The 24958-nt window shown below is 71.4% G+C and carries 20 protein-coding genes, 3 tRNA genes and 1 pseudogene; 18 read left to right on the top strand and 6 right to left on the bottom strand.

Annotation, left to right across the window (positions count from 1 at the left end; translation table 11 throughout):
* The first annotated feature begins 19 nt into the window (after nt 1–19).
* From DDP54_RS07075 to DDP54_RS07030, 10 genes and pseudogenes are all read left to right on the top strand, one after another.
* Nucleotides 20–469 carry a roadblock/LC7 domain-containing protein gene (locus DDP54_RS07075; protein WP_109131150.1) on the top strand — a complete coding sequence of 150 codons (450 nt, stop codon included), beginning with the start codon at nt 20–22 and terminating at the stop codon, nt 467–469.
* Between the two features lie 7 nt (nt 470–476).
* Nucleotides 477–854 carry a DUF742 domain-containing protein gene (locus tag DDP54_RS07070; protein WP_109131149.1) on the top strand — a complete coding sequence of 126 codons (378 nt, stop codon included), beginning with the start codon at nt 477–479 and terminating at the stop codon, nt 852–854.
* Nucleotides 835–1449, top strand: coding sequence for an ATP/GTP-binding protein (locus DDP54_RS07065; protein ID WP_109131148.1), 615 nt, complete (start codon nt 835–837; stop codon nt 1447–1449). Before DDP54_RS07070 ends, DDP54_RS07065 begins: the two co-directional genes overlap by 20 nt.
* 123 nt (nt 1450–1572) lie before the next feature.
* On the top strand, nt 1573–1986 hold the full coding sequence (locus tag DDP54_RS07060) for a PIN domain-containing protein (protein ID WP_242448272.1): 414 nt from the start codon (nt 1573–1575) through the stop codon (nt 1984–1986).
* A gap of 39 nt (nt 1987–2025) precedes the next feature.
* A tRNA-Ser gene (locus tag DDP54_RS07055) sits at nt 2026–2120 on the top strand.
* Nucleotides 2121–2180: 60 nt separating this feature from the next.
* Nucleotides 2181–3461 carry a threonine/serine exporter family protein gene (locus tag DDP54_RS07050; RefSeq protein ID WP_109131147.1) on the top strand — a complete coding sequence of 427 codons (1281 nt, stop codon included), beginning with the start codon at nt 2181–2183 and terminating at the stop codon, nt 3459–3461.
* 62 nt (nt 3462–3523) lie between these two features.
* Nucleotides 3524–3612: transfer RNA gene (locus DDP54_RS07045), tRNA-Ser, on the top strand.
* A gap of 104 nt (nt 3613–3716) precedes the next feature.
* Nucleotides 3717–3789: transfer RNA gene (locus DDP54_RS07040), tRNA-Arg, on the top strand.
* A gap of 209 nt (nt 3790–3998) precedes the next feature.
* A pseudogene (locus tag DDP54_RS07035) lies at nt 3999–5623 on the top strand (FGGY-family carbohydrate kinase).
* Nucleotides 5624–5673: 50 nt separating this feature from the next.
* Nucleotides 5674–6156, top strand: a complete 483-nt coding sequence (locus DDP54_RS07030) for a glutathione peroxidase (RefSeq protein WP_109131146.1) — start codon at nt 5674–5676, stop codon at nt 6154–6156.
* On the opposite strand, the gene DDP54_RS07025 is transcribed toward DDP54_RS07030, so the two are convergent.
* On the bottom strand, nt 6153–8366 hold the full coding sequence (locus DDP54_RS07025) for a hypothetical protein (RefSeq protein WP_158274473.1): 2214 nt from the start codon (nt 8364–8366) through the stop codon (nt 6153–6155). The two genes, DDP54_RS07030 and DDP54_RS07025, sit on opposite strands and share 4 nt — an antisense overlap.
* Before the next feature lie 109 nt (nt 8367–8475).
* Between DDP54_RS07025 and DDP54_RS18135 the strand changes: the two genes are divergently transcribed.
* From DDP54_RS18135 to DDP54_RS07000, 5 genes are all read left to right on the top strand, one after another.
* Nucleotides 8476–8997: a PadR family transcriptional regulator gene (locus tag DDP54_RS18135; RefSeq protein ID WP_158274472.1), complete on the top strand. Its 522-nt coding sequence runs from the start codon at nt 8476–8478 to the stop codon at nt 8995–8997.
* Nucleotides 8994–10487: a DHA2 family efflux MFS transporter permease subunit gene (locus DDP54_RS07015; RefSeq protein WP_109131143.1), complete on the top strand. Its 1494-nt coding sequence runs from the start codon at nt 8994–8996 to the stop codon at nt 10485–10487. The genes DDP54_RS18135 and DDP54_RS07015 overlap by 4 nt, the downstream gene beginning before the upstream one ends.
* Before the next feature lie 9 nt (nt 10488–10496).
* Nucleotides 10497–10973: a PPOX class F420-dependent oxidoreductase gene (locus DDP54_RS07010; protein WP_109131142.1), complete on the top strand. Its 477-nt coding sequence runs from the start codon at nt 10497–10499 to the stop codon at nt 10971–10973.
* Between the two features lie 334 nt (nt 10974–11307).
* Entirely contained in the window at nt 11308–11817 is a 510-nt protein-coding gene (locus DDP54_RS07005) for a PadR family transcriptional regulator (RefSeq protein WP_242448271.1), read from the top strand.
* A 124-nt stretch (nt 11818–11941) separates the two neighbouring features.
* Nucleotides 11942–13621: a diguanylate cyclase gene (locus DDP54_RS07000; protein ID WP_109131140.1), complete on the top strand. Its 1680-nt coding sequence runs from the start codon at nt 11942–11944 to the stop codon at nt 13619–13621.
* 29 nt (nt 13622–13650) lie between these two features.
* Here DDP54_RS07000 and trmB read toward each other — a convergent pair whose 3' ends face one another.
* The 5 genes from trmB to DDP54_RS06970 form a co-directional block, all read right to left on the bottom strand.
* On the bottom strand, nt 13651–14394 hold the full coding sequence (gene trmB, locus DDP54_RS06995) for a tRNA (guanosine(46)-N7)-methyltransferase TrmB (protein WP_109131139.1): 744 nt from the start codon (nt 14392–14394) through the stop codon (nt 13651–13653).
* Nucleotides 14395–14487: 93 nt separating this feature from the next.
* Nucleotides 14488–15273: a VOC family protein gene (locus tag DDP54_RS06990; protein WP_109131138.1), complete on the bottom strand. Its 786-nt coding sequence runs from the start codon at nt 15271–15273 to the stop codon at nt 14488–14490.
* A 219-nt stretch (nt 15274–15492) separates the two neighbouring features.
* Nucleotides 15493–16845, bottom strand: a complete 1353-nt coding sequence (locus DDP54_RS06985) for a UDP-glucose/GDP-mannose dehydrogenase family protein (RefSeq protein ID WP_109132413.1) — start codon at nt 16843–16845, stop codon at nt 15493–15495.
* 23 nt (nt 16846–16868) lie between these two features.
* The gene (locus DDP54_RS06975) at nt 16869–18587 is read right to left on the bottom strand and encodes a glycosyl hydrolase (protein ID WP_242448270.1); all 1719 of its coding nucleotides are present in this window, start codon (nt 18585–18587) and stop codon (nt 16869–16871) included.
* Nucleotides 18580–20163 carry a glycosyltransferase family 2 protein gene (locus tag DDP54_RS06970; RefSeq protein WP_109131137.1) on the bottom strand — a complete coding sequence of 528 codons (1584 nt, stop codon included), beginning with the start codon at nt 20161–20163 and terminating at the stop codon, nt 18580–18582. The genes DDP54_RS06975 and DDP54_RS06970 overlap by 8 nt, the downstream gene beginning before the upstream one ends.
* A gap of 687 nt (nt 20164–20850) precedes the next feature.
* Between DDP54_RS06970 and DDP54_RS06965 the strand changes: the two genes are divergently transcribed.
* From DDP54_RS06965 to DDP54_RS06955, 3 genes are all read left to right on the top strand, one after another.
* Nucleotides 20851–21726, top strand: coding sequence for a BTAD domain-containing putative transcriptional regulator (locus DDP54_RS06965; protein ID WP_242448269.1), 876 nt, complete (start codon nt 20851–20853; stop codon nt 21724–21726).
* Between the two features lie 259 nt (nt 21727–21985).
* Nucleotides 21986–23254 (top strand): hypothetical protein, encoded by a 1269-nt coding sequence (locus DDP54_RS06960; protein ID WP_109131135.1) that lies wholly within the window; start codon nt 21986–21988, stop codon nt 23252–23254.
* A gap of 46 nt (nt 23255–23300) precedes the next feature.
* Nucleotides 23301–24950: a phage tail sheath subtilisin-like domain-containing protein gene (locus tag DDP54_RS06955; protein WP_109131134.1), complete on the top strand. Its 1650-nt coding sequence runs from the start codon at nt 23301–23303 to the stop codon at nt 24948–24950.
* Nucleotides 24951–24958: the final 8 nt, after the last annotated feature.

The following is a 24958-nucleotide window of genomic DNA, read 5'->3' as shown; positions in this document are numbered from 1 at the left end:
GCCACCGCAAGGAGGAAGTGTGACAGCTCTCAGCACAGAGGCAGCCAACTTCGGCTGGCTCCTGGACAACTTCGTCCGGACCGTGCCCGGGACCCGGCACACGCTGGTCGTGTCCGCGGACGGTCTTCTCATGGCGATGTCAGAGAAGCTCGACCGCACCAGCGGCGACCAGCTCGCAGCCATCGTCTCCGGCATGTCGGCGTTGACCCGCGGTGCCTCGCGCCAGCTCCGTGCGGGGGAGGTGCGACAGGCGATCATCGAGATGGACCAACTCTTCCTCTTCCTGATGAGCGTCTCGAACGGCTCGGTCCTCTCGGTCGTGGCTGAGGCCAGCTGCGACGTCGGCCTCATCGGCTACGAGATGGCCATGCTGGTCTCTCGCACCGAGGCGACCCTGACCCCGCAGCTCATCAGTGAGATGCGCGGCCAGCTCCCGACCGACGGCGCCACTCGGACCACGGTGGGCTGAGGCGGCCATGAGCGATCACATCGAGTACGAGGCCCGAACGGTCCGGCCCTACGCCGTGACCGGCGGGCGCGTGCGGTCGGCACGGTCCGACCTTCCGCTCGAGGCGCTTGTCGAGCTGCTCCCCGGCGCGGCTGCGAGTCGCGGGCTGACCCCCGAGAAGCGTGCGATCCTGCAGCACGCCAGCTACGACTACATCTCCATCGCCGAGCTGTCCGCCCTTCTGCACATGCCCTTGGGCGTCGTGCGGATCCTGGTGGCCGACCTCTCCGATGCCAAGTTCATCCGTGTTCACACGTCACAGCCGGTGGAAGTCAACACCGGCCAGTCCCCCGCCCTGTCCCTGAGCGTGCTGGAGAGTGTTCTCAATGGCATTTCCGCCCTCTGACGCTGCCGTCGCCGCTCCGGCGGGGATTCCCGGAAGCGTTGCCCCCACAGTCGTCAAGATCGTCGTTGCCGGTGGCTTCGCCGTCGGCAAGACGACCTTCATCGGGTCCATCTCGGACATCGAGCCGCTGAACACCGAGGCGTCGATGACCGAGCACTCCGTCGGCGTCGACGACGCCGGTGGCGTCTCCGACCGCAAGACGACCACGACGGTCGCGATGGACTTCGGTCGCATCGCACTGCCGGGTCACCTGTGGCTCTACCTGTTCGGCACGCCTGGCCAGGACCGGTTCCTGTTCATGTGGGACGACCTGGTGCGCGGCGCCATCGGCGCGGTCGTCCTCGTGGACACCGACCGCCTCGACCAGTGCTTCCCCGCGGTCGACTACTTCGAGAGCCGTGGCATCCCGTTCGTCGTCGGCGTCAACTGCTTCGACGGCGTCGCGAAGCACCAGCTGAACGACGTGCGTGAGGCACTCGCGATCCCGCCTCACGTCCCGGTGCTCTACACGGACGCGCGTTCCCGCGCGGCCACCAAGCAGGCGCTCATCGCGCTCGTGCAGCTCGCGATGGAGCGGCTGCGCAGCGGTTCCTGAGACAAGTGGCACGGTCCGGCCGGCAGCCCCGTGGGGTGCCGGCCGGACGTGCGTCCGGCACGTGATGTGACGCGGCGGCCGGACGGATCCGAGCGGGCCGTGCCCGCCGATAGGTTGGTGCTCGTGCGGATCTACGTCGACGGGTCGGCGCTGTGCCGGTACCTGCTCGACACCGACGAGGCGGCCGCCTGGCGGTCCTGGGTGGCGACGCGGGAACCGTCCCTCCTGACGAGCCCGCTCGCGCTCACGGAGCTCCGGCGCGTGGCCGACAGGGGCGGTCCCCGGCTGCGTGCAGCCGCGCACGACGTCGCCGAGCGGCTGGAGATCGTGCGGTTCTCGGACCAGTCCCTCGAGTGGGCCACCCGTGTCACGTCGGTGCTGTCGCCGTTCGGGGCGCTGCACCTGGGCATCGCCGTCGCGCACCCGGACGTGGCAACCGTGGCGACGTACGACGCGCGGCTCGCCGCGGTCGCCGCGCTCCACGGTCTCGAGGTCGTGACTCCGGGACGGCCCGAGGGTTGGTGGGACCGTTCGTAGCCGTTGCCCGACGGCGGCATGCCAGAATGGCGGCGCACTGGAGGGCTGGCTGAGCGGCCGAAAGCGACGGTCTTGAAAACCGTTGGGGCGGGACAACCCCGTCCTCGTGGGTTCGAATCCCACGCCCTCCGCCACACGGGTCGCTCGGGCCGGACGTCCTGGTCCGTCGGCCCGAGCACCGCCATGATGGTCCGGTGCCTACGCAACCCCCCGACGACGAGCTCGAGCTCATCCGACAGTCCGGCGTCGCCCTGCGCGTCGGACGTCTGAGCCTGTCCGCCGGAACCGGCAGCTACCGGGTCAAGGCGTCGATGGCGCGGGTCGCTCGCGCGATGGGCGTCGAGCGCCACGAGGCGCACGTGACGCTCACCGAGATCACGACGACGTCCCACCGCGGCAACAGCTTCCGCACCGAGGTCGCCGAGGTCCGCTCGATCGGCATCAACGCCGACCGGCTCGCCAAGCTCGAGGTGCTCGCGTCCGCGCTCGAGCGCCGGGCCGTCGTCAACGCGCGCCCCGTGACCACGGACGAGGTCACCGAGGAGCTCGACCGGATCACCGTGACGCCGCCCCTGTACGGGCCGGTCCGCAACGCGCTGTGGTCGTCGATCGCCTGCGTGGGGTTCTCGTTCCTCAACAACGGTGGGCCGATCGAGATGGCCTGCGTGTTCGTTGGCGCGGGCCTCGGCCAGCTGCTGCGCCGCGCGATGCTGCACCGCGGCTACAACCAGTTCGGCGTGACGATGCTCGCGGCCGCGGTCGCCTGCATGGGCTACCTGACCCTGGTCCAGGGGCTGCACTGGCTCGGCGCGACGAACGCGCTGCACCAGGCCGGGTACGTCTCGGCGGTCCTCTTCCTCATCCCCGGGTTCGCGCTCGTCACCGGTGCGCTCGACCTCGCGAAGCTCGACTTCTCCGCTGGCGTCGCGCGGCTCACGCACGCGTTGATGCTGCTGACCTCCGCGGCCCTCGCCGTCTGGGGCGTCTCGGCCATCGTGGGCCTGTCGCCCGAGCCCGGGAAGCGGATGGCGGTGTCGGCCGGGGTCCTGCTGCTCCTGCGGTTCGTGGCGAGCTTCGTCGGGGTGCTGGGGTTCGCGCTCATGTTCAACAGCCCGTGGCCGATGGCGCTGGCCGCGGCGGGCGTGGGGATGGTCGCGAACGTGGTGCGGCTCCTGCTGGTCGACGTCGGCGTCGTCACGCAGGCGGCGGCCGCGGGTGCGTGCCTGCTCGTCGGGCTCATGGCGGCGTGGGTGGCACCCAAGATGCGCGTGCCGCGGATCACCATCTCGGTGCCCGCCGTCGTCATCATGGTGCCCGGTGTGACCGCCTACCGGGCGGTGTTCTACCTGGTCAACGGGGACACCACCCAGGCGCTCGCGTACGGCGTCCAGGCAGGCCTCGTCGTCGTCGCGATCTCCATCGGGCTCGCTGTGGCGCGCATGCTGACCGACCAGGCCTGGGCCTTCGAGCGGTAGCGGGCGGCCCCGGGGACCCGGCTTTGGTCCAGGGCTGTCGGCCCGGTAGCCTGTGCTGGCTTGGAGACGTCGCATAGCCCGGTCTAGTGCGCGACCCTGCTAAGGTCGTGAAGGGGTAACCCTTCCGTGGGTTCAAATCCCACCGTCTCCGCTCTTCTCGGCCCCGGTCCTCACCGACCGGGGCCGAGTGCGTTTCGCCGTCGGTTTGGGCACAGGGCCGCGGGACGGTATCGTCATCCCCGGCCCTTGGGCCATGCGCCCGTAGCTCAATGGATAGAGCATCTGACTACGGATCAGAAGGTTGGGGGTTCGAGTCCCTTCGGGCGCACAGTGAAGTGAGGCCCCCGATCGGCGGAGACGCTGGTCGGGGGCCTTCGCGTTGGGGCGGGGAGCCTGGTCGGCTCCGACCATGCCCGATGGCACAATCACGACTCAACGGCAGCAGAGCTGCCCGCGGCCTCCGCCCGCGCCACCACCGTGACGTTCGCGGCTAGCCTGGACCGGTTGTCTGTCTGAGTCGATCCGTAGGAGATCAACATGTCGGTAGTCCCGACGGTCACCGAGCCCCAGGCGGGCAACGACGTGCGCGCGGCCATCATCGAGGGTCGAACCGCCCTGGGCATCGAGCTGGGGTCCACCCGGATCAAGGCCAGCCTCGTCGGCCCCGACGGTGCGGCCCTCGCGAGCGGCAGCCACGACTGGGAGAACCAGTTCGTCGACCGGATGTGGACGTACTCGCTCGAGTCGGTGTGGACGGGCCTGCAGGAGTGCGTCGCCTCGCTCCTCGCCGACACCGAGCAGCGGTACGGCGTGCGCCCGACGACCTTCGGCGCCCTCGGCGTCTCGGCGATGATGCACGGCTACCTGGCGTTCGATCGCGACGGCGAGCTGCTCGTCCCGTTCCGGACCTGGCGCAACACGACCACGGAGCGCGCCGCGGCCGAGCTCTCGGACCTCTTCGGGCACAACATCCCGCTGCGCTGGTCGATCGCCCACCTCTACCAGGCGGTCCTCGACGACGAGCTGCACGTTCCCGAGCTCGCTTCGTTCACCACGCTCGCCGGCTACGTCCACCGCCGTCTGACCGGGCGTCACGTGCTCGGAGTCGGTGACGCGTCGGGCATGTTCCCGGTCGACCCAGCGACGCGCACCTACGACGCCCGGATGCTGGCGCAGTTCGACGGGCTGGTGGCCGAGCGGCGCCCGGACCTGCACCTCGCGGAGCTGCTGCCGCAGGTCCTCGTCGCCGGGCAGGAGGCTGGCCGGCTGACCGAGGAGGGTGCCGCGCTGCTCGACCCGTCCGGCACGCTGTCGGCCGGGATCCCGCTGTGCCCGCCCGAGGGCGATGCCGGCACCGGCATGGTCGCGACGAACGCGGTCACGCCGCGGACCGGGAACGTCAGCGTCGGGACGTCGATCTTCGCGATGGTCGTGCTCGAGCGCCCGCTCGAGCGTGTCCACCACGAGCTCGACCTGGTGACGACACCGGCCGGTGACCTCGTCGCGATGGTGCACTGCAACAACGGCGCGAGCGAGCTGGGCGCCTGGGCCGACCTCTTCGGGCGGTTCGCCACCACGCTCGGGCACCCCGCCGCGCCGGACGCCGTCTTCGGCGCGTTGCTGCGCGAGGCGTTGGACGGCGAGGCCGACGGCGGCGGGCTGCTGGCCTACAACTACCTGTCGGGGAGCCGATCACCGGCCTCGCCGAGGGGCGCCCGCTCGTCGTGCGCGCCCCGGACAGCCGGTTGACGCTCGCGAACTTCATGCGCACCCAGGTCTACGCCGCGTTCGCCACCCTGAGCCTGGGCATGCGCGTGCTCGAGGCGGAGGGCGTCCAGCTGGACGCCCTGTTCGCCCACGGCGGCATGTTCCGGACCGCAGGCGTGGCCCAGCGGCTCCTGGCCGCCGCGGTCCGGGCGCCGGTTGCCGTCTCGACGTCGGCGAGCGAGGGCGGGCCGTGGGGCATGGCCGTTCTTGCGGCCTACCTGCGCGTGGCGGCTGAGCAGGACCTCGGCACCTTCCTGCGCACCCACGTCTTCGCGACCGCCGACGTCGACGTCGTCGAGCCGGACGCCGCGGACCTCGCGGGGTACGCCACCTTCCTCGACCGCTACGTCGCCGGGCTCGCCATCGAGCGTGCCGCCGTGGAGGCGACCGCCTGAGCAGCGGGTGCCTGGGAATGGAGCACCGTTGTCGCGGGGTTGAGGGCTGAATGGGCCTCTACGACATCACCTTCCTCCGGATGGACGGTTCGCCGACGTCCCTCGCCGAGCACCGCGACGACGTCGTTCTCGTCGTCAACGTCGCCTCCCGCTGCGGTCTGGCGCCGCAGTACGCCACGCTGGAGGTTCTGCACGAGAAGTACAACGACCGGGGCTTCACCGTCCTGGGCTTCCCGAGCAACCAGTTCCTCCAGGAGCTGTCCACCAACGAGGCGGTCGCAGAGTTCTGCTCGACGACGTACGGCGTGACCTTCCCGGTCCTCGACCGGGTCAAGGTCAACGGCCGCGGCGAGCACCCCCTGTACACCGAGCTGAAGAAGACGAAGGACAGCGAGGGCAAGGCCGGCCGCGTCACGTGGAACTTCGAGAAGTTCGTCGTGCTCCCCGGTGGCGAGGTGCATCGGTTCCGGCCGCGCACGCTGCCCGACGACCCCGCGATCATCGACGTGATCGAGAGCCACCTCCCGGGCTAGCGAGGGCCCCACCAGGTGCGGACGGCCACCAGGAGGCTCCCGAGAGAACGCGTCGGCGCCGCGTCCGCCGGTTCAGGTGGGAACAGGTCGCGGTACTCCGGCGAGGCGACCACCCCGTGCAGGCACGGGTCGGACCTGGCCCACCCCTTGAGCGTCGGGTCCTCGAAGGCCGACTGAAGGCAGGAGAGGGCCTCGGTGAGCCAGGTCGTGTCACCTTCCGGACGGTCGACGGTCACGGTGAAGTCGTAGGCGACCCCGTACGCGCACGCGCGGTTGTACTGAGGGGTCGGGCCGGGGGCGGCGGGCACAGACCGGATCTGTTCGGCGACGGCGAGCGGATCAGCGCCGGTGGCGATGGCGTTCGAGACAGACATCGCCTCGCGGGCTTCTCGCACCAGGTTGAGCAGGGTCAAGGCCAGAGGGCGGTCCTTGACGGACTGGCCGGCCCCCAGGGCCCGGCCCGGCCCGTCCTCCTCCGACTCCCATGGCTCCAAGAGGTCCTTGAGCTCGTCGAGAGCGGCGATCGACTCGCCAGTTCGATCCGCCATGTCACCCGCCCCCTCGCGGACCGCTTGCTGCGCACGGTTCCCGAGGGCCGCCGCGTAGGCGTACCTCGCCCGCCACCCCAGCGGGAGGTCGAGGTAGTCCGGCGGCAGCATCTGGAGCAGCGAACCCCAGCCCTCGACGTAGGCGTTGTCGGTGATCGACTTGCCCGCGAGCCGCGTGCGGACCAGGCCGTATTGCGCCTGCATGTTCTCGGGGTTGGACTCGACGGCCTGCACCAGGAGTCGTCGTGCCGTCGGGTCGGTGTAGAGGCGCCGAGACGCGACCGCGGTGCGCGCGACGCTGTCCCAGCGCTTGGCCCCGTAGAGGCGAACAGGGTCGGCGATCGCCGGGCGGATCTGCATCAGGACCCAGGCGGCGATCGCCGTCGCGAGGTCGCGCATCGACGTCGCGCGGTCCTTGTCCGCGTAGTCGCCCCCGTTGATCACCTGGCGCCCCAGCTCGGACCTGCCCCGAGTGAGCGTGACGACGGCGATCGGCGGGCCGCTCGCGGGCCAGTGCACGTGCGTGGACACCGTGAGGTCGATCCCGGGGGTGAGCATCTTCCAGATCGTGATCGCGGCCGTCACTGCCGTGTTCGACGACAGCTTGAGGACCGTCGCCACGGGCGACTCGATGAGCTCCGTCGCCGGCTGGCGGACGATGCTCATGGGCGCGCCACCTGCGAATGCCGAGAACTCCGCTGCGACGAGCGCCGTCAGGTCCGAGAGGTCGGCGTCCTTCGAACCCGTGGCCGGCTGGAAGGCGAGTCGCCGCCTGTCGGCCTCAGCCCATGCCAGGAGCGCCGTCCCCGTCCCCAAGAGGAGTACCAGTGCAGCTCCGGACGCCTGGGTGTGGCCGGCAGCCCAGCGACGGACCTCACTGGAGAGCACGACGACGTCAGTCCCGTGGCCCAGTGCACCGACGAGAAGAGCTGCGGCAGCCACTGCGGCACCCCCGAACGCGATCAGCGCCCCCGCTCGAAGGCGTCCGACCGACTTCTTCCGCGGCTTCAGCGGATCGCGGATCAACGTGCTGCCGACAACTCCGAGCACCATGATGACCGCGACCGTGAAGGCGCCGATCTCGAACCACGGGAGGAGGGTCCCTGAGATGGCGGCAGTCAACCGTTGGGGTGGCGACTCGGCCCGCAGCCTGGCGACCTCGGCAGTGCCGAGCTCGCCGCACTCCTTCGTCGACTCGACCCCCGCGGCGGCAGCGTAGAGCGCTGCTGCGGTGTCGATCTCCCCCGCGGCGAGACGTGCCGCCGCCGCCGAGCAGAGGGACGGCGCAGCCGCGGCATCCAGCGCCTCGTCCACCGCCTGGGCGACCGTGTTCTGCGGGTCGAGCGCGAGGGCGATGCTGATGGGACCTCGAGCGTCGTCCGGCCGCGGCGGGGTCTCGTCCATCAGCGCCTGACCCACGGCAGCAAGGCGGGCGGCCGTCTTCTCGCGTTCCTCGATGGCGGCCACGCCGCGCTCTGCGCAGGTCGCATCCAGGAGCGCGTACAGCGATCGCGCCTGGGCCAGCTCGCCGTCGCTCACGAGCCCGTCAGCGACGTCGCATGCGCTCGGGCCGACGTCGGCCGCCCGAGCCACCGACGAGGCCGAGACGGCGAGGCCGCCAGCGACGACCGCGACAGCGAGGACGCAACCGAAACGGCGCATACCGGACGTTAGCGCTGCGGGGACGATCGTGGAACGACGTGACGCAGGTCGGTGGCCCCTGAGCTGCCATTCGCCGATAGGTTACATGAACCTATGTCAAACTGGACTAATGATCGACATCTTGGTCCTCGCGGTCTTGCGGAACGGGCCTGCGCACGGGTACGAGCTCAAGCGCCGCGTCGAGCGGCCGACGCTGCGTCCGTTGAGCAACAACTCGCTGTACCCGCTGTTGAGACGCTTCGAGGAGAGCGGCGCGGTGACGAAGGAGGTCCAGACCACCGAGGGGCGCCCCGCACGCAACACGTACGCGATCACCGCGCAAGGTCACGTGCTGTTCCACCAGCTCATCACGACACTTGCACCGGACCAGGCCGCACGGGACGAAGACTTCCTCGTGCGCGTGGGGTTCTTCGCTGAGATGTCTGCTGATGAACGGGCAGGACTTCTTGCGGCACGCGACGCTGCGCTTGACGTGCTCATGGAGCGGGCGACCGCGCTCCTCGGCCAGGTTCAGGATCCGGCCGGGTGGCGACACCGTTCCATGGGGTACCTGCTGGACCGACTGGCCCGTGACCGGGCCTTTGTCGCCGAGCTCCGTGAGGCTGCGGCTCTCGACGCCGGTGCGTCGTGACGAGCACCGGCGTCGAAGGACGGGCCGCGACTGCGCACGCCGAGCGGGGCACTGGTCCGGTCACTCTCGGTGCGGTCGCGAGGTTCGGCCTCCTGGTGGGGCCGGTGTTGAGCATGCTCGACTCGAGCGTCGTGAACGTGGCGGTTCCCGTCATCGCCGAGGACTTCGGTGCGGGGCTGCGGGCCGTGCAATGGGTGGTCAGTGGGTACCTGCTGGCCTTGGGGCTGTCGTTGGCTGCCACGTCCTATCTCGCCCGGCGGTACGGCACGCTGCGGGTGTACGTCGTGAGCGCCGTCGCCTTCGTGGTCGTGTCCGCAGGGTGTGCGGTCTCGCCCACGGTCGAGGTCCTGATCGGGCTGCGGGTGATGCAGGGACTCGCTGGTGCGCCCCTGGTTCCCCTGGCCCTGAGCATCCTTCTCGGTGGCGCTGGTGTGCGACAGAGCAAGATCCCGGTCTCGGCCGCACTGGTGCTGTTCCTCGCGCCGGCGTTGGGCCCATCCCTCGGGGGACTGCTGCTCCTGGGTGGGGACTGGCGGTGGATCTTCCTGGTCAACGTGCCCATCGGCGCGCTGGGGGTCGCGGCGCTCAGGCGGGTCCCTCGCGGTGTGGGGTCAGCTGCGCAACCTGACACCCCGTTCGACCCGGCAGCGTTCGCCGTCCTCGCCGTCGGGCTGGTCGCGGCGCTCTTCGGTGCGTTCGAGGGGACCGCCTCGGGGTGGCGCTCCCTCGAGTCCGGCGGCTGCCTTGCCGCCGGGCTCTTCCTGCTCGCGACCTACGCCCTCTGGGCGCCGCGTCGTCCACATCCACCCGTGGACCTGGCCATGGTGCGCAGCCGCGGGGCGGCCCTGGGCCTGGGACTTCAGGTGATCTGCTCGGTCGTGGCATTCGGCACGGTCTTCCTGATGCCGGTCTTCACCGAGTCGGTGCAGGGACACACCGCACTGGCGACGGGAGTCGCGCTGCTGCCGCAAGGTCTCCTGATGGGCGTGGGTACCTACGCCGGACAGCGCCTGTCCGCGCGCCTGCCGCTGCGCACCTTGGTGACCGGCGGATTCGTCGTGCTCGCGCTGGCGAGCGTCTTCCTGCTGGCGCTGGAGGTGTCGACTCCGCTGTGGGTCGTTGCGGCGATCCTGTCGGGGCGGGCTGTCGCGGTCGGCTTCGTCACCACACCCCTGCTGGTGGCGATGCTCGGCCCGCTGACCGAGAACCAGCTCGCCGACGGCAACACGCTCTTCTCCATCGCGCAACGGATCGGCGGGTCGGTCGGCGTGAGCCTGCTGGCTGCGACGGTGGCCGGCGCCACAACTCCGGCAGCCGCCGTGGACCGCTTTCACGCGGCCGGGGCCATCCTGATCGCGCTCGCGGTCCTGGCGGTGGTCGGCGCACTCTTCCTCCGCGACATCGGGCCCGTGCTCCCCGACGGGCTCGCCTCGGTGAGCGGCGTAGGGTCCGACAGGCCCGGGCGCGGCTCCCGTCGCTCCACCGTCTAGCCTCGATCCATGGCCCGATCCATCGCGACGAACCGCATCGTCGACCTGCCCGAGCTCCTCGACTTCGTCCGCCCCCGGCACCACCTGCTGCTGGTGACCGCCCGGCGCGACGGCCGACCGCAGGTGTCGCCCCTGAGCGGCGGCGTGGATGAGCAGGGACGCATCGTCATCGCGACCTACCCCGGCCGCGCGAAGACCGTGAACGCCGAGCGCGACCCGCGCGTGTCCGTCGTCGTGCTGTCGGACGAGTGGAACGACGCGTGGGTGCAGGTCGATGGCGACGCCGAGGTGCTTCACATGCCCGAGGCCGAGGACGCGCTGGTCGACTACTACCGGTGCATCGCGGGGGAGCACCCCGACTGGGACGAGTACCGCGCGGCGATGCGGGTGCAGGGCAAGAGCCTCATCCGCGTCACCCCGACCCGCTGGAGCCCGATCGCGACGGGCGGCTTCCCGGCCGACGTCGCAGCACGCCTCGACGCCTGACGTCACGGCGCCGTCCGGGGCGTGGTGGCGACGCGGCGCGTGGCGCTCGGGTCTCGCGCCAGGTCGCGACAGCCGGGTTGTCGAGGACCTCGACGTCTAGGTCCTTGCCAGCGATACAGTCGCGATATATCGTTACTGTATCGCTGGAAGGAGCGCTATGAGAGACACACGAGACACAGACCAGATGCACCACGGCCACAGGCCGAGGAACCACCACGAGCCGTTCGGTCGAGGCCCCGGCTTCGGACCGGGCTTCGGCTCGGGGTTCGGACCAGGTCCGCACCGCCACGGCGGCCCGGGACCCGACGGCGAGGGGCGTGGACGACGACGCGGCATGCGTGCCCCGCGCGGAGACGTGCGCGCCGCCGTCCTGCAGCTCCTCGCAGAGGAGCCGATGCACGGCTACCAGCTGATGCAGCTCATCGCCGAGCGCAGCGACGGCGCCTGGCGCCCGAGCCCCGGCACGATCTACCCGGTGCTCGCCCAGCTCGAGGACGAGGGGCTCGTCGAGGTCGCCCGCGACCAGGGTCGCAAGCTCGCCACCCTGACCGACGCCGGTCGCACCTACGTGACCGACAACGCGGCCGAGCTCGGCGACCCGTTCGCCGCCCTCCGGGAGAACCTCGGCCCCCAGATCGACCTGCGTGGACCGTTCGAGGACCTCGCGAGCGCCGCCCGGCAGCTCGTCCGCTCGGGCACCGCCCGACAGCAGGAGGCCGCCCGGACGGTCCTGCGGGACGCACGCCGATCGCTGTACCTGATCCTGGCCGACGGCGTGGACGGCGTGGACGGCGTTGACGGCCGTGGCGCCGGGCCGGAGGCTCCCGGCCCGACCGCGCTCTAGGCGGCGCTCACCAGCGCGGTCACCCGCCTCAGGTGCGGCCATGAGAAGCCGATAAGGAAGGTGGGCGGTCACCCGTCCTTCGTGATCGCGGGCGCTGGTGCTATCGACGTGGGAGGCGGGAGTCATGGTCAACGCTGTGCATGCCGCCGCGTATGTCGCGGCGGCCCTGCTGCTGCTCCACGTCGGGTCCGGAGTCTGGAACCGCCGAGCAGAGCGCCCCGTCGCTTCGGTGTCCCTCGTGGGGATCGTGGCGGGAGGCGCCTGGTGGTCGCTCGCAGATGCGGTGATCGCGACCGGCGTCGGTGGACCCGCCTCAGGGATCGCCGCTGCGGCGACGTTCCCCGCGATCGGGGTGACTGTCGCCGCCTTTCTCTGCCTGGCACGCAGCGCCTCGAGCACCGACTGGGTGCCGACGCGCCGGCTGCTCGCGCTGCTGGCGATCGAACCGCTGCTCGCGACTGCGTTGGTCGCGACGAACCCCCTGCACCAGCTGTTCTACGGCGGGCCCGGCGCGACGACGTTCAGCACCCCGAACTCCTGGCAGCACGGCCCCCTGTTCTGGGTCCACACGGTCTACAGCTACGGGCTCGTCGCGATCGCCCTCGGGCTCGTGGCGCTCGGGTGGCGGCGGTTCCCCGGCGTCTTCGGACGTCAGTTCCGCAGCCTGCTCGTCGCGTCGTTGGCCCCGATCCTCGTCGTCGTCGTGGACCTCGTGGGGGCGGCAGGTGACTTCGGAGACCCGACGCCGCTCGGGCTCGCGGTCACCGCGGTGGTCCTGCACTACTCCATCCGACGGCACGACCTCATCGGGCTCGCGCCGATCGCGCGGCAGGCGCTGTTCGAGCGGGTCTCCGACCTCGTCGTCGCGATCAGTCCTCGCGGCCGGGTCATCGACGCGAACCCTGCCGCCCAGGCGCTGTGGCACGACGCGACCGGCGGCGTCGGCGGGTCGCTCATCGGCCAGACCGCGAGCGAGATCCTCCGGGCGTTGCGCGCCGAGCCGGCCGAGCTCTCGATGGCCGCGGTGCTCGCCGGGGACGACGGCGACACGGTCGAGCTCACCGTCGAGGTCGAGGGTCGGCGGGCGGACCTGGAGATCCGGGCGTCACGCCTGACGGACGGCCGCGGGCATCCGATCGGGTGGGTTCTCGTCGGCCGCGACGTGACCGAGGTCAACGCGCACAACCGTCAGCTGCGGACCCAGCTCGACCTCATCGAGGGGCTGCACCGGGACCTGGCCGAGCTCGCGAACCGCGACCCGTTGACCCACCTGCACAACCGGCGGTACGGCATGGAGTGGCTCGTCCCGCTGCTCGCGGGGAGACCGCCGGGCGACGTCGTCTGCGTGCTGATGATCGACATCGACGACTTCAAGCTGGTCAACGACCGGTACGGGCACGTTGTCGGTGACGCGGTCCTCGTCGCGATGTCGCGTCGGCTGCTGACAGTGATGCCGGCGGCCGCGCTGATCGCCCGATGGGGTGGGGACGAGTTCGTCGTGGCCATGCCGGTGGCGGACGCCACAGCCGGCGAGGCGTGCGCGCAGCGGCTGCGGGCGCTGTGCGAGTCCGAGACGTTGATCGACCGTGGTCTGCGGGTGCGCTGGACCGTCAGTGTCGGGATCGCGGTGTTCCCGGAGTCGGGCGGCACGGCGCCCGAGCTGCTCGAGGCCGCTGACCTGGCGCTGTACGCGGCGAAGATCGGCGGTCGCAACCGGGTGTGCCGGCACGAGCCCGGTCTGCCTGCGCCCAGCGCGCCGGTGCGTCCGGACGCGGCGATGCCGGCGTCGGACCCGGTGCAGTAGGCCCGAGAGCCCGCGGCCGTCGGCGCAGGTCAGCGCACGCGGCGGACGATCACGTCCCGGACCGTGTGCCCGAGGTCGAGCCCGCGACGTTCGAACTTCGTCTCCGGCCGGCTGTCCGGTCGCGGCGCGAAACCGTCGAACGGGTTCGCCAGGCCGGGGTCGGCGGCGAGGACCTGCAGCATCTCGGCGGCGTAGGGCTCCCAGTCGGTCGCGCAGTGCAGCGTGCCGCCGACGACGAGCCGGGAGCGCAGCAGGGCGACGAGCTCGGGCTGGATGATCCGTCGCTTGTGGTGCTTCGTCTTGTGCCACGGGTCGGGGAAGAAGATGTGGACCGCGTCGAGCGAGCCGTCCGGGATGCGGCGTCGTACGAGGTCGAGGGCGTCGCCGTGCGCGACCCGGACGTTGGTCGTCCCGGCCGCCTCGACCAGTGTGAGGAGGCGCGCGATGCCGGGCAGGTGCGCCTCGACGGCCAGGTAGTCACGGTCGGGGTCGGCGGCCGCCATCGTGGCGGTCGCCTCGCCCATGCCGGAGCCGATCTCCAGCACGACCGGTGCGGTGCGCCCGAACAGCTCGTCCGTGTCGAGCGAGCCGTCGGCGCGCAGCGGCATGCGTCCCTGCGCCTCGTCGTGCACCGAGAAGCCGAGCCGAGGGAACAGGCGCATGAGCGCGTCCTGACGGCGCACGCCGAGCGCGGCCCGCCGCGGGTGGAACGTCCGTACGGGGTCGTTCTCTGAAGCGGCCACGTGCCGGAACGCGTTCGGGTCGAAGGCCACGACCTCAGCCTACGGACAGTGACAGGTCCGCGATCCCGTCGACCGTCGGCCCGGGGGCAGCCGGGCCGACGGCCGACGGCCACGGCGAGCGGGTCAGGCGGGCGGGCTCGACGGGTCTGTCGTGGACATGAGGGCGAACGTCTCACCAGCCGGGCCCCGCAGCACGGCGAGGCGCCCGTAGGGGGAGTCGGCAGGCGGGGACACGACCTGGCCGCCCAGCTCGACGGCCCGGGCGGTCGCCGCGTCCGTGTCCGAGACCGCGAAGTAGGTGGACCAGGCGGGCTGCTCATCTGCCGGGGTCTCCGGACCGAGCTCGCCGATCCCACCGACGGCCCGACCGTCGAGGTCGAGGGTCGCGTAGGTGAAGCCGGGCCCGCTCATGTCGCTGAACGCGTACGGGAAGACGGCACCGTAGAACTCCTTCGCGGCGGCGAAGTCGCGGGTCATGAGCTCGTTCCAGACCTGCGCGCCCGGCTCGTTCACGACGTCCGCGCCCGTGTGCCGGCCCGACTGCCAGAGCCCCACGACGGCACCGGTCGGGTCGGCGAGGACCGCCATCCGGCCGAGGTCCATCACGTCCATCGGCTCGGCGAGCAGCGTCCCGCCCGCCGCCGTCACGCGCTTCGCGGTCGCGTCGAGGTCGTCGACCGCCAGGTAGGTCGTCCAGCCGACCCGGGACCCCGGCATCACGTCGCCGACGCCGGCTGCGGCGCGCCCTCCGACGCGCGCGGTGGAGTAGTTGCCCGTCTCCGGGGCACCCTCGTCAAACTCCCACCCGAGCAGCGGTCCGTAGAACGCCTGGGCGACCTGGTGGTCCGGAACCATCAGGTCGACCCACGCGGGCGTGCCCTCAGGCCAAGGATCCGTGTGGATGCTCATGAGTCCTCCTCGTCGGTGGTCCGGGCCGATCCACCCGGAGCTCACATCACAGCACCGGCCTGTGACACGCGGAAGACTCCGACAGCCCTGACGGGACGGAGCCGCGATGCCACCGGGACGCAGCGGGGACGCACCGCGGGCCCCGGACGCGACACAGCCCCGGGACGGTGGTCGTCCCGGGGCTGTGGCTGACCCGCGTGCGGGCCGGTCGTGCGCGTGTCAGGCCGCGGCGCGTCCCAGACCGCGGAACTGCCAGCCCGCCGAGCGCCACTCGGCCGGGATCAGCTTGCCGCGCGCGTCGATCACGCGGGCGACGTTCGCGAGCGACGCCAGCTTCTCCGGGTGCGCGTCGACGAACTGCGACCACTCCGTGAGCACGAGCAGCACGTCGCTGCCCTCGACGGCCTCCTCGATCGACGTCGCGTACGACAGCGTCGGGAAGCTCTTGCGTGCCGTGTCGCCGGCCTGCGGGTCGAAGACCGTGACCTGCGCGCCGCGCAGGTGCAGGGCCGCGGCCACGTTGAGGGCCGGCGAGTCGCGCACGTCGTCGGTCTCGGGCTTGAACGCGGCACCCAGGACGCCGATGCGGCGGTTGAGGACCGAGCCGCCGCACGCCTCGAGCGCGAGGTCGATCACGGCCGCGCGCTGGCCCATGTTGATCTCGTCGACCTGCTGCAGCAGGGCCGCGGCGCGGTGGGCCCCGAGCTCGGTGGCGCGGTGCATGAGCGCCCGGATGTCCTTGGGGAGGCAGCCGCCGCCGAAGCCGAGGCCGGCGTCGAGGAACTGGCGCCCGATCCGCACGTCGTGGCCGAGCGCGTCCGCGAGGACCGTAACGTCGGCGTCCGCCGCCTCGCACACCGCCGCGATCGCGTTGATGAACGAGATCTTCGTGGCGAGGAACGCGTTCGCGCTGACCTTGACCAGCTCCGAGGTGGGCAGGTCGGTCATGACGACCGGCGTGCCCTCGGCGATCGGGGTCGCATAGACCTGGCGCATGGTCGCCTGTGCACGCTCGCTCGCACCGCCGACGACGATGCGGTCGGGGTGCAGCGTGTCGTTGACGGCCTTGCCCTCGCGCAGGAACTCGGGGTTCCAGACGAGCTCGACGTCCACGCCGGCCGGGGCGAGCTGCGCGACGAGCGTGCGCAGGCCCGCTGCGGTGCCGACCGGGACGGTCGACTTGCCGACGATGAGGGCGTCCTTCGTGAGGTTGCGGGCGACCGTGCTCACGGCCGACTCGACGTAGCTGAGGTTCGCGGCGTGGCTCGTCTTCTGCTGCGGGGTCCCGACGCAGATGAAGTGCACGTCACCCCATGCGGCGGCCGCGGCGAGGTCGGCGCTGAAGTGCAGACGGCCGGTCGCGAGCTGCTTCTCGAGCAGCTCGGGCAGTCCGGGCTCGTAGAACGGGACCTTGCCCGCGGCGAGCGCCTCGACCTTGTGGACGTCGGTGTCGACGCCCATGACCTGGAAGCCCAGCTCGGCCATCGCGACGGCGTGCGTCGCCCCGAGGTAGCCGGTGCCGTACACGCTGATGCGCAGCATGGGGGTCTCGTCGAGGGGGGTGGTGCTCATGTCGGTCTCGTGCAGCAGGTCGGTCACGGTGTCTCCTCGGGCGTGGCGGTGGGCGTGGCGGTAGCGGTGGGTGTGGCGGTAGCGGTGGCGGTGGGGGTCGCCGTCGCGGTGGGTGTCGCGGTGGGTGTCGCAGTGGCCGTCGGGGTGGGCGTCGGCGTGGCGGTGGGCGTCGGGGTCGCGACGACGTCGGGCGACGTCTGGGGGTCTGGCTCGACCGACGGGCCCGCGGCGAGCAGCTCGCCGCCGAAGGCGTTGACCGGGTCGTTGAGCCCGGCCGCGAAGGCCTCGAGGGTGTTGAGCCGCGAGTCGACGCGCCAGTCGTTCGTGATGAGCGCACCGGCCGAGTACGTCGAGACGGCCATGTTGAACCAGGCGAACCCGAGCAGGTCGGCGTTGGCGGGCTGGTGGAACGCCGCGAAGAACGACGTCACCCAGGCCGGCTTGTGGCCGCCGATCTCGGACGCGCCGACCTCGGAGAGCAGGATCTTCTTGTCGGTGAGCTGGCGGAGCTGCGCGAGCGACCGGCCGAACGTGTAGTCGAACGTCCCGTTGTTGTCCGCCTTGTACGGCGGGCGGTCGTAGCCGGACAGGCCGACCCAGTCGACGTAGTCGTCGCCCGGGTAGAGGCCCGCGAGAGTGCTCTGGCTCTGCAGCGTCGCCGGGAGGTTGTTGATGATGTTGGGCGACCAGACCCAGATGACGTACTGGTTCGCGCCCTCGGCCTCGAAGATGTCGTGGACGTGCTTCCACATCGCGGCGTACTGGCCGGGGCTGTTGCCGTTGATCGACGCGCCCGAGCTCGTCTGCTCGGCCCACGGGTACCAGATGCCGTTCATCTCGTGGTCGAGACGGATCGCCATCGGCAGGCCGAGGCTCGCGACGTCACGGGCGTACTGCCGCAGGTAGTCGTCGTGCGTCCCGGCCAGGATCATCGGGAGCGTGTAGTCGGGCTCGTCGATGACGTTGTTCGGTGCGTCGCTCGGACGGGACTCCCAGGTGAGCATCGGCAGCATGCCTCGGTCCCAGGACCGGGAGACCGCGTCGGCCCGGAAGGGCTTGTCCCAGCCGCTGAAGTAGCCGACGAGGTTCGGGGTGTGCCCGAGCTTGGTGGCCGAGTCGTCGAACGTCGCGAAGTTGAACGGCGCCTGCGCGGTGTACATGCCGAAGTACCGGCTGGTCGGGTTCAGGAGCTCTGCCTTGCTCGGCGCGACGGGCTTGGTCACGACCGGCTTCCCGGACCCCGCGGGCTGCGAGGGGTTGGTGGGGTTCGCGGCGGCGGCCCCCGTGCGGCTCGCGACGGTCTTCGTCTTGGCCGTCTGGGGCGTCGTGCGGGCCTTCGACGACGGCGTGGGCGTGGGCGCTGCGGCGGCGGCTGCCTTCGCGGCCTCCGCGGCGGCGTGGGCCTCGGCCCCCTTGAGCCGGGCGGCCTGCTCCTGGGTCAGCGCGTCGCGCAAGCCGTCGGCCTGCGACCGGCTCGTCTGGAGCTCGGCGAGCATCGCCGCGTTCTCCTTGGCCAGGGCCACCTCCTTGGCGCTCGGTGCGAGCGCCACGGCCTCGGCGGAGGACGTGCCCGGGAGGGTGCCGGCCGGGGACGTCCACACGACGAGCGTGATGGCGACGAGCGCGGCCGCGATGGTGGTCGTCGCGACCCTCGCCTGGACCGTCATGCGGCCCATCGTGGGCGCCCACCAGGCGCGCCCGACGGCTGCGGCCTTCTGGGTGATCGTGGGTCGGTCAGACATACAGCAACGCCTCCAGGCTGAGCAGGGCGAGCGCGATCAGGTACGGGATCGCGGCCTTCGGGTTGTAGTGGCGCCGCGGCTGCGGGGGAGCGGCCGGTGCCTGGGCGGTGTGGGTCGTGCGGCGCTCGCGGAGCGCGACGCCGGTCGCAGCGGCGGGCGCGCCGTCGACGACGTCCACCGGTCCCGCGCCGTGCAGCGACTCGAGCTCGGCCATCAGGCCGTCGGACAGGTTCGAGGCGACGGAGCGCCGCGGGCGCAGCGTGGTCGGGCTGTCCGTCGACCCGTCGCCGCCGACGGTGAGGCCGGCGTCGGACTGCTCCGCGCTGACCCCGCCGGCGTAGGCGCCGGACCGGGTGCCCCAGCCGGACGCGTGGGCCATCCGCAAGAACCCGAGGAACCGCACGGGCATGAGGAAGAACGTCGAGGTGAGGATGAACACCGGCAGGCGGAAGAAGTCCGACGGGACCTCGTGCAGGTGGCGGATCTGACGGATCGCCATCGACAGGACCGACGACGCGACCATGAGACCGAAGATCCACAGCCAGCCGGTCTGGGCGCCGTACGAGTCGAGGATCGCCTGGTACAAGTTCGTCCCGGTCCCCGTCGCCGAGCGGTAGAGCCAGCCCAGGATCGTCCCCATGAGAAGGAACGGCAGGATGATGTCGGCGAGGAAGAAGATCGCCAGCACGGGGGCGTGGCCCAGCATCCAGGGCAGCATCCGCAGGGTGTTGTACTGGCTGCCGCGCGCCCAGCGCAGCTGCTGCTTGAAGAGCTTCTTCACCTGCAGCGGAGCGTCGGTGTAGACGAGGCTCGTGTGCTGGTAGACGGTGCGGTAGCCCTGCTTGAGCGTGAGGTTGGTCAGGGTGCGGTCGTCGGAGACCTCGAGGAAGACGCCCATGAACTGCTGGTGCATGAAGTCGTCCATGACGTGGATGAGGATGTGCCGGCGGAACGCGATCGTGCGTCCCGGAAGGCAGCCGACCTGGCCGAGCACCGACTGTGCGGGCATCGAGTAGAGCGAGCGCGAGTTCTCGAGCCAGTCCGCCCAGCGCGTGATCCACGAGCGGGTGGGGTCGAGGATGCGCTGGCGGGTGGTCACGCCGCCGACCGCGGGGTCAGCGAACGGCTTGACGAGCTCGCGCAGCGTGCCGTCGGTCCAGACGGTGTCGGAGTCGAGCAGCACCGTGATCTCGAAACGGGACATCTCGGTCCCGATCTTGACCGCGTTGCGCTTTCCGGGGATCGGCGTGTGGAACCAGCGAACGAGCGGTGCGAACTCCTCGCACACGCCCTGCAGGCCGGGATTCTGCGGGCCATTGATCACGACGAGGACCTCGTCGGGGTTCTGTTCGGTGACGCGGCGCAGGACGTCGCGGAACAGCTCGAGCGGCTCGTCGAGGACGGGCACGATGATGCTCGTGCGGGGGGAATGGTCGCCGGTGTAGGGCCGGTATCGCCGGGACAGGACGACCTTGAGGATCCACAGGGCCCACACGACGCCCGAGAAGACCGAGAAGAGGTAGATCTCGGCGTGGTCGCCGAGCGAGTGTCGCAGCTGCAGCAGGAAGATGAACATCGGGCTGACCTCGCTTGATGCCGTCGGATGGAGTGGTCACATCTCGGCGACTGTGGCGAGAGAGCAGTGGGGCGATCGCGGACGGGCGCGCCCCAGGGAGAGGTCCGAGGACCCCTCGATCCGCTCTCCGGATCATCCCTGCGACTGCTGAAAACGCCTTCCGGAAGCTCCGGTTCTTTGCCTTCAAAGGATCGCCAGGCGCGGGTCGAAAAAGCAAGCGATGACATATGCATGGCCGCCGGATGTGACCTATCCCACTCGCAGGATGCCCTGGATGTCTGCCTTTGATCGCGTTTGCGAGGTCGCCATCAATGCGACATCCGAGGAGGCATCGGCGTTTCCGGACGAGCGTCCTGGACAATAGTCCTGGTCCGTTGTCACGGCCGTGGTCGGATCGGACATTGACATTGTGACCCGGTGGTGCTGTGGACCGCCTGTGCGTGCGCGCGCTGGTCAGGAGCGCGCAGTCCCGTGCCCGAGCGGGCTGTCGCTCCGAGCTCGGGGTCGGCTCCGGCGGGGCCGGAGCCAGCCGCGGCCGGTCTGCCCGAGCGTGACGTACCAGGATGTGACCTAAGTCACAGAAGAACCTTGCCGACGGCACCAACCGGGAGCATCCTGGGCAGACGGGACACGCGGCAGTCGTCGGGGGATGGCGGGGGGTAACACCTCGTGCGGGATCTGAAGGTCATGCTCCTAGGTCCGTTCAGCGTCGCGGACGGCCCGCGATCCCTGCCTGCGCCGCTGCTGCGCAAGGCCCAGGACCTCCTGGCCCTCATGCTCATCTCCCCCGAGCGCAGCGTCCTGCGCGAGTCGGCCGCCGAGGCGCTGTGGCCCGACGCGCGCGTCGAGACGTCGAAGAAGTCGATGCGCCAGGCGCTCTGGCAGATCCACCGCACGGCCGACGACGGCGTCCAGGACACCCGACGGCTCGTGGTGAGCGACGGTGACGCCCTGCACATCAACCCCGACCGTCGGCTGTGGGTCGACGTGGCCGTGTTCCTGGAGGCTGCGCGGGTCGCCCAGGGCGTCGGGCCCGGTGCGCTCGACGCCGCCGAGCTCACCCGGCTGGCCCGCGCGGCGGACCTCTACCGCGGTCCGCTGCACGCGGGCTGCTACGACGAGTGGTGCCTCATCCCCCGGGCCCGGCTCGAGGACCGCTGCCTGACGCTGCTCGACACGCTGAGCCGCGAGCACGAACGTCGCGGCGAGCTGGACCAGGCGATCACCTGGGCCCAGCGCCTGCTCGACGTCGAGCCCGCGCACGAGCGCAGCCACCGACGGCTCATGCGCCTGTACTTCGCGACGGGCGACCGCACGCGCGCGCTGCGTCAGCTGCACCAGTGCCGGTGGGTCCTCGAGCACGAGCTCGGTGTCCGCCCGGACACCCGGACCGAGGAGCTCGGTGCGGCGATCATCGCCGACCGGCTCCCGCACGGCCGGACCGAGGACGAGGCGACGCCCGTCGCGGAGCGCGAGCTGGTCGCCGCGCTGCGCATCGAGCTCACCGAGCTGCGTCGCAGCGTCGACGCGATCGGCGCACGCCTGCGCGACGCGCCCGTCTGACCGGCTCGCGTCCCGCGGCCGAGGCCCCGTGTCCCGCGCCGGAACCCACCGCGTCCCGGACCGGGACCCACCGCGTCCCGCGACTGAACCCACCGCGCCCCGCGAGACGTCCACGAGACACCCCGGAGACGACCGGAAGACCGGGTCGGCGGACCGTTGCATGTCTGAGGTCGACCGCGCTGGACGTCATGACGCAGGACGCCGAGAGCGGAGGCCGTCGAACGCGCAGGCTGTCGAACGCGCAGGGAGCAGTCGTGGCATGTCCGAGCACGCGAGCAGGGCTGACGACACGGACGTCTCGGTCGTCGCGCGGTCGTTCGTCGTCCGGGCGCTGCTCGAGGGCGACACGACGACCGGTGGCCCCGAGGCCCGGTGGCACGGGTTCGTCACGGACACCCAGACGGGCCTGCGCAGCGCGTGGCGCCGACCCAGCGAGGTCGCGCGGTTCATGGACCGGCTGCTCGTCACGGAGCCGGCGCGCATCGCGGCCCAGCCCGCGGGAGCCCGGTTCGCACTGGGAGGACTGGCCGTGGCCGGGCCGGCGCTGACCGACGTCGTGACCGACATGCTCGCCGTGCTCGGCGAGCGGTTGCCGACGCCCGTCCCCGCCGTCCCCGCGATCCCCGACCCGAACGTGACCCTCGAACGGGTCGCCGAGAAGCTCGTCGGGCTCGGCAACCAGCGTGGCACCGACCCCACCGGCCCGCTCGGGGCGCGCACGCTGCGCGGCGGCCGGCTCGACGCCCGCGTGCGGTTCCAGGTGTGGGCGGGCACGGCCCCGGCAGCCGACGCCGCGATGCAGACGCTGCACACGACGCTGCTCGACGACGCCGACGAGCTGCGTGCCGCGGGGTTCCTCAAGCTCGCGGCGGCCGGGACGACCCTCGCGGAGCCGGTCGACACGATCCCCGCCTGGCGCAAGGCGACCAGCTTCGACGTCCTGTACGAGTACCGGTACGTCGACGAGGACGACGCCGCGAGCCTCATCGCCCGGATCCCCGTGACGACCGACCCGGAGGCGTCCGGCAGCCCGGCCCGCGAGGTCGGGACCGTCGTCGACGAGCTCGTGCGGTGGGACGAGGAGGTCGCGCCGACCCTCGTCGTGCACGGCCCGGCCGCGGTCTCCCGGGTCGCCGCGCTCACGTTCGTGCCCGGACCGCCCTTGGGCGGGACCGTGACGTTCCGCCGGACCAGCGGCAGCGGCGCGCCCGTCACGTCGTTCGGCGACCTCGACGCGTTCCTCGCTGCGACCAGCGGTGACACGCCCACGCACACCGACGCCGACGTCACGCTCGCCCCTGCGGACGCGTTCACGGCGCTCGGGCCCGCCGCCCCGGGGCCGACCCTGGGCGACTGGGACACCGACGGCACCCCCGACGCCTACACGGGCGTCGACCGCCGCCTCGACGCGCCCGTCCGGCTCGCGCACCCCACCGACCGGTTCGAGATCGCCTACGCACCGCCGCCGGGTCCCGCCACGGGACTCGACCAGACCGCCGTGGTCTACCTGAGGGTCAACCCGCCGTGACACCGGCGCCCCACGGATGGACCGACCCGTCGGAGGAGAGAAAGTCATGACAGAGCTGGTACTGCCCGGCGTCTTCATCGAGGTACGCCCAGAAGGTCTGATCGTTCCCGGTGCCATCACGGTCGGGAACGTCGGGGTCGTCGGAACCGCCGGCAAGGGGCCCGTCGGGGTCCCGCAGCTTCTCGGTGGCTACTCCGATGCCCTCACGAAGTTCGGCGCGTACGACCGGTGGGTCGACGGCGCGTCCGGCGAGCTGACCCTGACCCGCGCGCTCGAGCAGGCGTTCAAGTTCGGCGCGACCACGGTGTGGGCGGTCCGCGTGGCCGACAACACCGCGGCGGCGGCATCGGTCGACCTCGCCTCACCCGGCGGGCCCAACGTGACGATCGAGGCCCGCAGCCCGGGGACCTGGGCCAACGGCATCACGGTCGCGGTCTCCACGGCCGACACGAATGCGCTCGTGCGCGGCGAAGAGGTCACGGGCGCGCCGCTGACGCTGGCCCACACGCCCGTCGTGCCGAGCGCGGTCAACCGGATCCTCGTCCGGCCGTCCGCCGGTGGCGCCGACGCGGTCCCGCCGATCGTCTACGACACGGCGCCGAGCCCCACGCAGGTCGGTCTGGACACGACCACCGGCGCGCTCACGTTCGGCACCGCACCCGGCGCGGCCGACGTCGTTCTCGCGACGTACACCGTCGCCAAGGCGTCGGCGCGCAAGGTCACCGTCAAGCTCGGCGTCACGGCCGAGGAGACGTTCAGCGTCGTCTCGGGCGACGACCTGCTCGCCGACCTCGAGACCGGCTCGAGCCTCGTCCGGGGCGTCGGCCTCCTCAACGTCACCGAGCTGCCCGACGCGGTCCCGCCGACCCCGCTCGGCGGGGGCATCAACGGCGCAGCGGGCGCCGACTACGCCTCGGGGCTCGAGGCGCTGCTCACGGTCGACGCGCACATCATCGTCGGCGCCGGCCAGGACACGTCGTTCGGGGACGACCTCGCGGCGCACTGCGCGGTCGCGTCCGGGGATGACAACAAGCGCGAGCGCATCGCCGTCGTCGGCACCCCGCTCGGCGCGGACCGTGCGGCGTTCGTGCAGGCGACGTCCGCGCACACGCTCAACAGCGACCGCGTCGTGCTCGTCGGGCCCGGGATCGTGTCCGACGACCGGTCGCAGACCCCGCCGCTCAAGGTCACCCTGCCGGGGGCCTACGCCGCGGCAGCCGTTGCGGGACTCATCTCCGCGGCGCCACCGCACATCAGCCTCACCAACAAGGTGCTGGCGGTCGAGGACCTCGAGTACGCCCTCAACAGCGCCGAGCTCAAGCAGCTCGTCCTGAGCCGCGTCCTCGCGCTCGAGAAGCGGCAGGGGTTCCGGGTCGTGCGCGGCATCACGACGTCGACCATCACGGCGTGGACGCAGATCACGACCCGCCGCATCGTCGACTACGCCAAGTACGGGGTCCGCAGCGCGGCCACCCCCTACATCGGCCTCCTCAACAACCAGCGGGTGCGGGGGGCCCTGCGTGCGACCATCAACAACTTCCTGGCGCAGATGGTCCTCGACGAGATGCTCGTCAGCTACGAGCTCGACGTGCACGCCTCGCGCGACGACGAGATCCGCGGCATCGCCCTCGTCGACCTCGTGCTGCGACCCACGTTCAGCATCGACTTCATCAAGGTGACGATGTTCCTCGAGTAAGGACGCCC

The organism is Cellulomonas sp. WB94, assembly GCF_003115775.1.
Taxonomy (GTDB): domain Bacteria; phylum Actinomycetota; class Actinomycetes; order Actinomycetales; family Cellulomonadaceae; genus Cellulomonas_A.
The sequence above is the reverse complement of the archived record's forward strand: the minus strand, read 5'-3'. Positions and strand labels throughout refer to the sequence as shown.

Excerpts from the sequence above, each read along its gene's own strand:
- DDP54_RS07070 (WP_109131149.1), top strand. The coding sequence starts at position 477 with ATGAGCGATCACATCGAGTACGAGGCCCGAACGGTCCGGCCCTACGCC.
- DDP54_RS18135 (WP_158274472.1), top strand. The coding sequence starts at position 8,476 with ATGATCGACATCTTGGTCCTCGCGGTCTTGCGGAACGGGCCTGCGCAC.
- DDP54_RS06970 (WP_109131137.1), bottom strand. The coding sequence starts at position 20,163 with ATGTTCATCTTCCTGCTGCAGCTGCGACACTCGCTCGGCGACCACGCC.
- DDP54_RS07010 (WP_109131142.1), top strand. The coding sequence starts at position 10,497 with ATGGCCCGATCCATCGCGACGAACCGCATCGTCGACCTGCCCGAGCTC.
- DDP54_RS07025 (WP_158274473.1), bottom strand. The coding sequence starts at position 8,366 with ATGCGCCGTTTCGGTTGCGTCCTCGCTGTCGCGGTCGTCGCTGGCGGC.
- DDP54_RS07000 (WP_109131140.1), top strand. The coding sequence starts at position 11,942 with ATGGTCAACGCTGTGCATGCCGCCGCGTATGTCGCGGCGGCCCTGCTG.
- DDP54_RS06990 (WP_109131138.1), bottom strand. The coding sequence starts at position 15,273 with ATGAGCATCCACACGGATCCTTGGCCTGAGGGCACGCCCGCGTGGGTC.
- DDP54_RS06985 (WP_109132413.1), bottom strand. The coding sequence starts at position 16,845 with ATGAGCACCACCCCCCTCGACGAGACCCCCATGCTGCGCATCAGCGTG.
- DDP54_RS06960 (WP_109131135.1), top strand. The coding sequence starts at position 21,986 with ATGTCCGAGCACGCGAGCAGGGCTGACGACACGGACGTCTCGGTCGTC.
- DDP54_RS07005 (WP_242448271.1), top strand. The coding sequence starts at position 11,308 with ATGCGTGCCCCGCGCGGAGACGTGCGCGCCGCCGTCCTGCAGCTCCTC.
- DDP54_RS06965 (WP_242448269.1), top strand. The coding sequence starts at position 20,851 with ATGCTCCTAGGTCCGTTCAGCGTCGCGGACGGCCCGCGATCCCTGCCT.
- DDP54_RS07030 (WP_109131146.1), top strand. The coding sequence starts at position 5,674 with ATGGGCCTCTACGACATCACCTTCCTCCGGATGGACGGTTCGCCGACG.
- DDP54_RS06955 (WP_109131134.1), top strand. The coding sequence starts at position 23,301 with ATGACAGAGCTGGTACTGCCCGGCGTCTTCATCGAGGTACGCCCAGAA.
- DDP54_RS07065 (WP_109131148.1), top strand. The coding sequence starts at position 835 with ATGGCATTTCCGCCCTCTGACGCTGCCGTCGCCGCTCCGGCGGGGATT.
- DDP54_RS06975 (WP_242448270.1), bottom strand. The coding sequence starts at position 18,587 with ATGTCTGACCGACCCACGATCACCCAGAAGGCCGCAGCCGTCGGGCGC.